The sequence below is a fragment of the Chloroflexota bacterium genome (genome assembly GCA_016875535.1).
Lineage (GTDB): Bacteria > Chloroflexota > Dehalococcoidia > SHYB01 > SHYB01 > VGPF01.
Genome location: VGPF01000062.1, coordinates 1 through 9055 on the forward strand (window position 1 = coordinate 1; position 9055 = coordinate 9055).

Genomic DNA, 9055 nt, shown 5'->3' on the forward strand with positions numbered 1-9055 from the left:
CAAGCGCACCGCCCGCTCTCGCACCTCCGCTGGATACCGTCCCGGTCGTGTCATGGCTTCCTCCTCTCAAGGATAATAGCCTCCACTTTTCCCGGGGCGGTTCACTCACTGGCATGCGAAGAAGTGAGTTGTGTGGCCTCCGGTGGGGCAATGTGGATGTCTTGGGTGCGACCCTATCGGTAGTTGAGGCCCTTCACATTGTCAAAGGAGGGATGACAATCACTGAACCTCCGAAGTCAAAGAGAGGCAAGCGAAATATCGCTCTTGGCCCTCAGGCCGCCCTCTTGCTCCAAAAACATCGGGAGAGCGAAGCGGCTAGAGCAACCTTCATGGGTAGGATTCTGACAGACCACGACTACGTGTTTGCTCGGCCCGATGGACGCCCATTGTCGCCTGATACGTTTACTCACGCGTTCAAAGGCATATGTGACCGACTAGGCATCAAAGCGCACTTGCACATGAGTCGTCATACACACGCTTCTCTGATGCTAAAGGCGGGCGTACATCCCAAGGTTGTCAGTGAACGCTTGGGCCATTCAAACATTGGGATTACCTTGGACACGTACAGTCACGTAACCCCAGGTCTGCAAGCGGCGGCGGCAGAGCGGCTAGATGACATAATCGGTGGCAATCCATCGGCGGAGAACAAAGACGACCTTGTTAGCAAATCTGTTAGCAAATGAGAATTATGCCCTCGACCGATGTCGATGCGGGGGAACCTAGTTGGATACGTTGCACATCTGTGAAAAAGGTGGCGGAGAGAGTGGGATTCGAACCCACGGTGACCCGAAGGCCACAACAGTTTTCAAGACTGTCGCAATAGTCCGCTCTGCCATCTCTCCATCTGGGCCATTCTCATTGTAATGAGAGCAGGAAAACTGTCCAACTCCCAAGGGCGCGTCGTCCGCTTGGGCTATGAGGGCCAGCCCAGCCTTGGCTTGGTGCCAGCATCCCTAGTCGTCCAGGTTCGTTGACAGTAATTTGACTGTAAACCGCCATGTGGAGTAGCCGGACCCAGGCAGGTCGGCAATACCAAAGAGTTCCGGGGGTGGACATATGCAAGTGTCATCTACGGCAGGAGTAAGCAGGGTTAGTGGAACTCAAGCGATTGCCACTCGGCGCAATATCCCGATGATTTTGCTCGTGGATCATGAGGGAGACTCCCTTTGCGACCCGGAGATGCGAGGCGGATGTGTGGGATGTCTTGCGAAGTCCGATCCGCAATGTCTTGGGCGGTCAAGTGGGGATATGGGGAAGAATTGAGGCTCTTGCGGGAACCTGGACCATCTCTCCGCGGACCGGGACTACCGAGGTGACACAGGAATCGTATCGAACCCGGTGTAGGGGCGCAAGGCCTTCGGCACCGTCACGGAGCCGTCCCCCTCCTGGTAGGTCTCCAGGATGGCGATCATCACGCGGGGGAGCGCCAGCCCGGACCCGTTGAGGGTGTGGACGAACTCCGGCTTGGCGTTGGCCTCCCGGCGGAAGCGGACATTCGCCCGGCGTGCTTGGAAATCGCCGCAGTTGCTGCAGGAGCTGACCTCTAGCCATTCGTTGCAGCCCGGCGCCCACAGCTCGATGTCGTACGACTCCGCCGCCGCGAAGCCCAAGTCGCCGGTGCAGAGCTGCAGCAGGCGGTACGGCAGCTCCAGCTCCTCGGCGAGCGAGGTCGCGTCTGCCACCAGCGCCTTCAGCTCCTCGCCGGACGTCTCCGGCGGAACCAGCTTGTACATCTCCACCTTGTCGAACTGGTGGCCGCGCTTGATACCTCGGATATCCTTCCCGGCGGACATCTTCTCCCTGCGGAAGCAGGCCGTGTAGGCGGCGTGGCGGATGGGCGCCGTCCCCGGCGGGAGGATCTCATCGGCGTACATGCCGGTGATGGGCACCTCGGCCGTGGGCACCATCCAGTAGTCCTCTTCGGCATCGCGGTAGAGGTTGTCCCGGAACTTAGGGAGCTGGCCGGAGCCGTAGACCACCTGCTCGCGCACCATATAGGGAGGGTAGACCTCCGTGTAGCCCCGGGAGACGTGGCGGTCCAGCATCCACTGGATCAGGGAGCGCTGGAGCTTGGCGCCGCGGCCCTGCAGGATATAGAAGCGCGAGCCGGAGATCTTCTGGCCGCGCGCGAAGTCTATGATGCCCAGCTTGGCGGCGATTTCCCAGTGCGGCTGGGGCTTGAAGGCGAAGTCGCGCCGCGCGCCCCACTGGCGCACCTCTTTATTGGCGGAGGCATCCGGGCCGTCGGGCACGCCGTCGCGCGGGATGTTGGGCAGGCGCAGGAGGGCGTCTCGCTGCTCCTGCTCCAGCGCCGTCACCTGCGTTTCCAGCTCCTTGATCGTATCGCCCACCTGCCGCATCTCCGCGATGAGGTCGGGCGGCTTGGGGTTCATCTTGCCGATCTGCTTGCTCACTTCGTTGCGGCGGGCGCGCAGGCCCTCCGCCTCCGTGAGCAGGGCGCGGCGGCGCTCGTCTATCTGCAGGATGGGCTCGATGGACGAATCGTCATGCCGCCGGGCCAAAGCGCGACGGACTGCGGCGGGGTCTTTGCGGATGAGTTCGATGGAGAGCATGGGCGTGGGCCGGGAGACCCCGGCTCAAGACGAAGGGAAACTAACTGATCTTGGTGATCTTGAGCTTCATTTCGCCGGCGGGGGTCTTGACCTTGACCTCGTCCCTCACCTTCTTGCCAAGGAGCGCCCGCCCAACGGGGCTCTCGTTGGAGATGCGGCCGTGCAGGGGATCGGCCTCGCTGCTGCCCACGATGGTGTAGGTGTCGTCGGCGCCGTCCTTGCCCTTCACCTTCACCGTGGAGCCGATCTCGATGATCCGGTGCTGCTCATGGTGGACCACGGTGGCGCTGGAGAGGATATTCTCTATCTCCAGGATGCGCCCCTCCACGAATGCCTGCTCGTTCTTGGCATCGTCGTACTCGGCGTTGTTCACGGTGCTCTCCAGGTCCTTCGCGGCCTGGATGCGCGCGGCCACGGCAGGGCGCCGCTCGTTCATCAAGTGCTCGAGCTCCGCCTTCAGCTTCGCGAGTCCCTCTCCAGTTAGATAGACCGGTTGGTGGGGCATAACGCCTCCGGAGAAAACCAGAAGCGTCCCGATGTGCCAATCAGGACGCCCCCGCTACCCCGAATTATAAGAGGCGGCCCTGGTGTTGTAAAGTCGGGGGAGAGCCGCCCAGGCGTCCGCCTACCCCTTTTGCCATTGACGGCTCAGATGCGGAACGCTATATTTCGCCAGGTTTCCTCAGCAACGTTCCTCCTCCTACTTTCGCGCACGAGGTACTGTCATGTCCGATACGAAGGCGATGATGGCCGAGCTGGAGAAGCTCGTCGGCCTTGAGTCCGCGCCGGTCACCTATGACGTTGAAAAGGGCCACGTGAAGCGGTTCGCGGAGGCCATTGGCGATACGAACCCCGCCTACAAGGACGAAGAGGCGGCCAAGAAGGGGCGGCATGGCGCGCTCATCGCCCCGCCAACCTTCTGCCGCGCCCTCTTTTCCGGCTCCCTGCCTGACGCCCAGGCTAAAACGCCCTACAAGCGCGTCCTGGATGGCGGCAGCGAGTGGGAGTACTTCGAGCCCGTCCGAGTCGGCGATAAGGTGTCGGTTACCGCCAAGTACGGCGGCTTCAAGCTCCGCCAGGGCAGCATGGGTGAGATGCTTTTTGTCACCATGATTCAGAGCTATAAGCTCCAGAATGGCAAAGTGGCCTGCACCCAGACGTCCACCCGCATCCTTTACTAAAAATCGCACCGCGCTTCAGGAGAGAGCATATGGCAGGACAGGTCTACTGGGACGATGTGAAAGAGGGGATGGATATCCCCGCGCTCAAGAAGAACGTCTCCAGCCAGCAGCTGGTGATGTATGCAGGGGCCTCCGGCGATTTCTACCAGATCCACTACGATAAGGACTTCGCCATCGGCACCGGCCTCACCGGCATCATCGTCCACGGCGCCCTCAAGAACGCCTTTCTGGGCCAGCTGATGACCGATTGGGCGGGCGAGCACGGCGCCCTCAGGAAGCTGGCCGTCCAGTATCGCGGTATGGATTACCCGAACGACCCCCTTACCTGCCGTGGCAAGGTGACCAAGAAGTACGTGCAAGACGGCAAGCACATGGTGGATTGCGAGATCTGGATGGAGAACGGCAAGGGAGAAAAGACGACCCCCGGCTCGGCCACCGTCATCCTTCCTGTGCGAAAGTAAGCGAAAACACTGGAATCTTCGATTCTTTGATAGGAGGCCTCTATGGGCGATTGGTTGAAGGGCAGAGTAGCAGTTGTCACCGGCGCGGGTGGTGGACTGGGCAAGGCAGTCACCATGGCGCTGGCGGAACAGGGCGCCAAGGTCGTCGTGAACGACCTGGGCGTCGCCACCGATGGCACCGGTACCTCCCACAAGGCCGCGGACATCGTGGTGGACGAGATCAAGCAGAAGGGCGGCGCCGCAGTCGCCAACTACGATAGCGTCGCCACCATGCAGGGCGGTGAGAATATCGTCAAGACTGCCCTGGACGCCTTCGGCACCGTGGACATCGTCGTCACCTGCGCCGGCATCCTCCGCGACCGCATGATCTTCAACATGACGGAGCAGGAGTGGGACGCCGTCATCGCCACTCACCTTAAAGGCACCTTCACGGTGGTGAAGCCCGCCTCCGTTATCATGCGGCAGAAGCGCTACGGGCGCATCATCACCTTCACCTCCACCTCCGGCCTCTATGGCAACATCGGCCAGGCCAACTACTCCACGGCCAAATCGGCCATCGCCGGCTTCACCAAGGTCGTGGCCCTGGACCTGGGCCGCTACGGCGTCACCGCCAATACCATTGCCCCCATGGCCGCCACGCGCATGACCTTGACCGAGGACTACCTGGCCTCCAAAGCCCGGCGCGATGCCATCGGCGTTGTCCGCGAAGGCTTCGGCTATGATCCGCAGGTGGTGGAGATGAACCCTGCCGAAGTGCCTCCCGTGGTCGCTTATGTCGCCAGCGAAAAGGCGGGCTTCATGAACGGCCAGGCCATCTTTGTCGGCGGCGGTGTCATCTCCCTCGTCGCTCCGCCGCGCCCCGCCAAGACCATCTTTAAGCCGGGCCGCTGGACCGTAGATGAACTCATCGAATGGGTTCCCCAGCGCAGAGGGCGCATGGGCCTTGTGGTCCCGCCAGCGCTCATGCAGTCCACCGCCCAGGCGCTGGCTACCCAGGCCGCCGGTGCCGGGCAGTCGCAATCGGCTACGCAGAAGGCCGGCTAGGCACACCTCCTAAGGAAACACACCTATGAAACAGCATCTCAAAGGCAAAGTAGCGATCGTCACCGGCGGCGGCCGAGGCATAGGCCGCGAAGTCTGCCTCCTCCTGGGCCAGCAGGGCGCGAAAGTGGTAGTGAACGACTTGGGCGGCGATACCATCGGCGGCGGCGCATCCCAGACCCCGGCAGACGAGGTGGTCACAGAGATCAAGAAGGCCGGCGGCGATGCCGTGGCCAACTACCAGAGCGTCGCCACCGTCGCGGGCGGCGAGAGCATCGTCAAGACCGCCCTGGACACCTTCGGCAGGCTGGACATCGTCGTCCACTGCGCGGGCATCCTCCGCGATCGCATGGTCTACAACATGACGGAAGAGGAGTGGGACTCCGTTATCAACGTCCACCTCAAAGGCATGTTCTGCATCGGCAGGCCGGCCACCATGGTTATGCGCCAGCAGAAGAGCGGCGCCATCATCGGCTTCTCCTCCCTCTCCGGCATGTACGGCAACGCCGGCCAGGCCAACTACGGCGCCGCCAAGGACGGCATCGCGGGCTTTGTCCGCACCGTCTCCAAGGACGTCTTCAAATACGGCGTCACGGTGAACGGCATCGCGCCTGCGGCGGCCACGCGCCTCACCGCCACCGTCAGCGCCGAATCCAGGGAGAAGGCCAAGACCTCCGGCGTCACCCGCGTCATGGGCGAAGCCTCGGCCACCGCCTCTTCCGCCCCGGTGCTTGTGGACTCCCCTGCGGACATCGCGCCCATGGTCGTCTACCTCTGCACGGACGAGGCCAAGTTCATCACCGGCCAGTTCTTCTACGTCCAGGCCGGCCAGGTCTCCCTGCTCGAGAATCCCCACGCCGAGCGCACCATCGAAAAGTTGGGTGGCATGTGGACTATCGAGGAGATCGCCAAGCTCCTGCCCACGACTCTCGGCAAGGATATGTATAACCCAGCCCCGCCCCAGACGCCTAAGGCCTAGTGAAGGCCATCGAGAAAAGCAAAAAGGCCTGCGCCGGTTCCGGCGCAGGCCTTTTTGTTTGAAGGAGAAATGCTTATGAAGTCTGCGCTGGTGAGTCCTCGCCTCTGCGCATCTCTTCCCACTGCCCTCGCGTGATCTCCATCTCGATGAAATCATACCCGTTGCGGCGCACGGGGCCTATCTCGGTGAAACCGGCCTTTTTGAAGGCCTTCTGCGCGCGGATGTTCCACTCCAGCGTGTGCAGATAAATGCGGTTCAGCTTGGTCTTGGCGAAGATGAGCGTCAGGAGCCCCTTCACCGCCTCCGTCCCGTAGCCCTTGCTCCAGTAGCGCCGGTTGCCGATCATGATGCCCAGCTCAGCCTGGCCCTTCGCCTCGTCAACGTCGTAGAACATGCAATTGCCGATGTGCGTCCCATCCGCCGTGTCTACGGCAAAGCGCTTGCGGCGCGGTGCGGGGTAGAGGAGTTCCTCCTCGTACATCATCAGCGCGTCCCGGAAGGACATGGAGAGCGGGACCGTGGCGTCCAGGCGGCACAACTCGGGGTCTATCGCCCACGCATAGTCGTTGGCCGAATCGGAGAGCTTTTTCTCGCGGATGAGGACCTTACTGACTTGCTGTAACACCGCGGGCCTTTCGTTCGCGGAGGAAGCGGAGCGCGCGCTCCATCACTTCCTTTTCGTTCGTGTATGTCATCGTCGCGAGCGCCTGTTCACCCTCGAACCACTCCACCCTATCGAACTCTGGGTCGTGGTCATCCACCGAGCCGCCTGTCGGAATCATCAGATAGAACTTCACGCGTTTGTGCACGCGGGCGCCCGGCTTCTGGAACCAGTATTCGATCTCCCCCAGGTCGCGCTCGATGGCGATCTGGAGGCCAGTCTCCTCGCGCACTTCACGTAACGCCGTAGCCTCGGGTGATTCGCCATCGTCGGGCGTCCCTTTCGGTAGGCTCCACAGTAGAGGCTTCACCCGGCCGCAGAGGATGACTTCGATCCCTCGTTCGGACTCCCGGTAGACAACGCCGCCCTCAGAGAAATGTTCTTCAGTTGGCAAGGCAAAGCCCGCCTGCTGGAAAGATGAAAAGGACTCTTCAAGAATTGTCGCACCCATGCTCAGAAGCGTCAAGCAAAAAGCGCCTGGTTCGCCTTGACGCCCAGAGGTGGGCGCGCCTATACTGGGCTTCTGGCGCGAGCGTTGCTCACCTGATTTACGAGCGTAGCTCAATTGGCAGAGCAGCGGTCTCCAAAACCGCAGGTTGCGGGTTCAATTCCTGCCGCTCGTGCCATTCTTTTGAATCTGTTGAACGGCCACCCAAGGTGTGCAACCCGGTGGCCGTTCTGCCGCCAATTTGCCGCCATCTTACCCGACTGCCGCTTTTTGCCGTGCTTTCTGTAGCAGACTCTCGAAAGTCTCTGCCACAACTTTCTGTAAATGAGGTACGACGTGACTATACGTGTCGAGTGTCACTGAGATGGACGAATGGCTGGTCCCCTCCCCGAAAGCTGGTCCAAATGGAATGAGACTTTTTGTGGGATGATTCGGCCCGAAAAACGAGGAGGATCACCGCATGTCCCGTCAAACAAGAGCCTCCCCGTAGCTCGGGGAGGCTCTTGTTGTCATCCTAAAGTCCTCCGATGCTGCATCGGAGAAGTGAGAGATGAGGGTGAAGGCCTCTACTTCAGCTTGTCCAGCTCCGCCAGCAACTCCTCCGGCGTCGGCAGCTCACCTGTGTAGATCTTCTTGAACCGCACGATGCCTTCTTTGTCTATGACAAAGGCCGACCGGATCGGCAGCCCGCGGTCGGCGTTGTACACGCCCCATTCCTGGGCCACCTTCCCCTTGGGGTGCCAATCGCTCACGATCGGATGTGTCACCCCGCCCAGCCCTATCGCGAATGCTTTGTTGGCATACTGGCTATCGCAACTCGCGCTCAATACCTGAGCGCCCTTCTCCTCGAACCGCTTCCCGGCGCGGTGGAGCGAGGAGCATTGGCTGGCTCACCCGGCGGTGAACGCCGCCGGATACCAGGCGAAGACGACCGCTTGCTTCCCGCGATACTGGCTCAGCGTAATCTTCTGGCCGTCGTGGGAAGGAAGGGTAAAGTCAGGGGCCATCTGGCCCACTTCCACTGCCATAGTGCCCTCCCTGTATCGTGTAGTGCCGCCTCGGCGGGACGCCGGAGCGATAGGTCATTATAGCGTTAGTCGCGCTTGCGGGCGCTTGGTCGGTTGCATGGCGTCGCCGCTGGCCCTCCTCACTCTGTGCACGTCGTCGAGCAACATGAACAAAGCGCCTGCGCTGCGTCCACCGAAGCGACCTCGAGCGCGGCCTATGGCCTCCGAGCTGCGCGAGGGCGACCCTGCGAGTGGGCCGTGGTTCACTGCCATCTGATCTTCTTCCCCAACAGGTTCGAACACCCCTCGCGAGCGACGCCCTCTTCTTGACATCCCGCCTGAGGCGCGTCTATCATTGACCATAGTCCAATCAGGCAGCCGTTCCCCGCTCTGATTGGGTTCTGTGCACAGGGAGGATAGGCCCGCTCCCTCACAAGCGCGGTTCCATGCCGAGGTGGTGGAATTGGCAGACACGCCATCTTGAGGGGGTGGTGGGGCAACCCGTGAGAGTTCGAGTCTCTCCCTCGGCACCATCGCGGTCGCAACATGCGGAAGTGGCTCAGCGGTAGAGCATCTCCTTGCCAAGGAGAGGGTCGCGGGTTCAAATCCCGTCTTCCGCTCCAGAATCTCAAAGGCCCCCGATCACCGGGGGCCTTTTCTTTCCCTTCTGCACCTCCCCCTCCCTCCGGTATGCTATATTCCCT

Annotated in this window: 11 protein-coding genes and 4 tRNA genes; 8 read left to right on the forward strand and 7 right to left on the reverse strand. The window is 61.5% G+C overall.

Annotated features, from left to right (window positions below):
- A partial coding sequence (locus tag FJ039_11945) for a site-specific integrase (protein MBM4406863.1) occupies positions 1–683 on the forward strand: 683 nt, incomplete at its 5' end.
- Between the two features lie 69 nt (positions 684–752).
- Here the strand turns inward: FJ039_11945 and FJ039_11950 are convergent.
- From FJ039_11950 to greA, 3 genes are all read right to left on the reverse strand, one after another.
- Positions 753–842: transfer RNA gene (locus FJ039_11950), tRNA-Ser, on the reverse strand.
- Positions 843–1304: 462 nt separating this feature from the next.
- Positions 1305–2573 carry a serine--tRNA ligase gene (gene serS, locus FJ039_11955; GenBank protein MBM4406864.1) on the reverse strand — a complete coding sequence of 423 codons (1269 nt, stop codon included), beginning with the start codon at positions 2571–2573 and terminating at the stop codon, positions 1305–1307.
- A 40-nt stretch (positions 2574–2613) separates the two neighbouring features.
- Positions 2614–3078 (reverse strand): transcription elongation factor GreA, encoded by a 465-nt coding sequence (greA, locus tag FJ039_11960; protein ID MBM4406865.1) that lies wholly within the window; start codon positions 3076–3078, stop codon positions 2614–2616.
- A gap of 220 nt (positions 3079–3298) precedes the next feature.
- On the opposite strand from greA, the gene FJ039_11965 reads away from it, so the two are divergent.
- The 4 genes from FJ039_11965 to FJ039_11980 are packed head-to-tail and all read left to right on the forward strand — an operon-like array spanning position 3299 to position 6235.
- Entirely contained in the window at positions 3299–3754 is a 456-nt protein-coding gene (locus FJ039_11965) for a MaoC family dehydratase (protein MBM4406866.1), read from the forward strand.
- Positions 3755–3783: 29 nt separating this feature from the next.
- Positions 3784–4215 (forward strand): dehydratase, encoded by a 432-nt coding sequence (locus FJ039_11970; GenBank protein ID MBM4406867.1) that lies wholly within the window; start codon positions 3784–3786, stop codon positions 4213–4215.
- A 42-nt stretch (positions 4216–4257) separates the two neighbouring features.
- Positions 4258–5259, forward strand: a complete 1002-nt coding sequence (locus FJ039_11975) for an SDR family NAD(P)-dependent oxidoreductase (GenBank protein MBM4406868.1) — start codon at positions 4258–4260, stop codon at positions 5257–5259.
- Between the two features lie 25 nt (positions 5260–5284).
- Positions 5285–6235, forward strand: coding sequence for an SDR family NAD(P)-dependent oxidoreductase (locus FJ039_11980; protein ID MBM4406869.1), 951 nt, complete (start codon positions 5285–5287; stop codon positions 6233–6235).
- Between the two features lie 73 nt (positions 6236–6308).
- Here the strand turns inward: FJ039_11980 and FJ039_11985 are convergent, their stop codons facing one another.
- Together FJ039_11985 and FJ039_11990 are read right to left on the reverse strand one after the other, a co-directional pair.
- On the reverse strand, positions 6309–6860 hold the full coding sequence (locus FJ039_11985) for a GNAT family N-acetyltransferase (GenBank protein MBM4406870.1): 552 nt from the start codon (positions 6858–6860) through the stop codon (positions 6309–6311).
- The gene (locus FJ039_11990; protein MBM4406871.1) at positions 6841–7347 is read right to left on the reverse strand and encodes an NUDIX hydrolase; all 507 of its coding nucleotides are present in this window, start codon (positions 7345–7347) and stop codon (positions 6841–6843) included. The genes FJ039_11985 and FJ039_11990 overlap by 20 nt, the downstream gene beginning before the upstream one ends.
- Before the next feature lie 99 nt (positions 7348–7446).
- On the opposite strand from FJ039_11990, the gene FJ039_11995 reads away from it, so the two are divergent.
- Positions 7447–7522, forward strand: a tRNA-Trp gene (locus FJ039_11995).
- A gap of 388 nt (positions 7523–7910) precedes the next feature.
- Here the strand turns inward: FJ039_11995 and FJ039_12000 are convergent.
- Complete coding sequence (locus FJ039_12000; GenBank protein ID MBM4406872.1) at positions 7911–8171, reverse strand: redoxin domain-containing protein; 261 nt, start codon at positions 8169–8171, stop codon at positions 7911–7913.
- Positions 8172–8234: 63 nt separating this feature from the next.
- Positions 8235–8372, reverse strand: coding sequence for a redoxin domain-containing protein (locus FJ039_12005; GenBank protein ID MBM4406873.1), 138 nt, complete (start codon positions 8370–8372; stop codon positions 8235–8237).
- A gap of 427 nt (positions 8373–8799) precedes the next feature.
- On the opposite strand from FJ039_12005, the gene FJ039_12010 reads away from it, so the two are divergent.
- Positions 8800–8884: transfer RNA gene (locus FJ039_12010), tRNA-Leu, on the forward strand.
- A gap of 15 nt (positions 8885–8899) precedes the next feature.
- Positions 8900–8974, forward strand: a tRNA-Gly gene (locus FJ039_12015).
- Positions 8975–9055 lie beyond the last annotated feature (81 nt).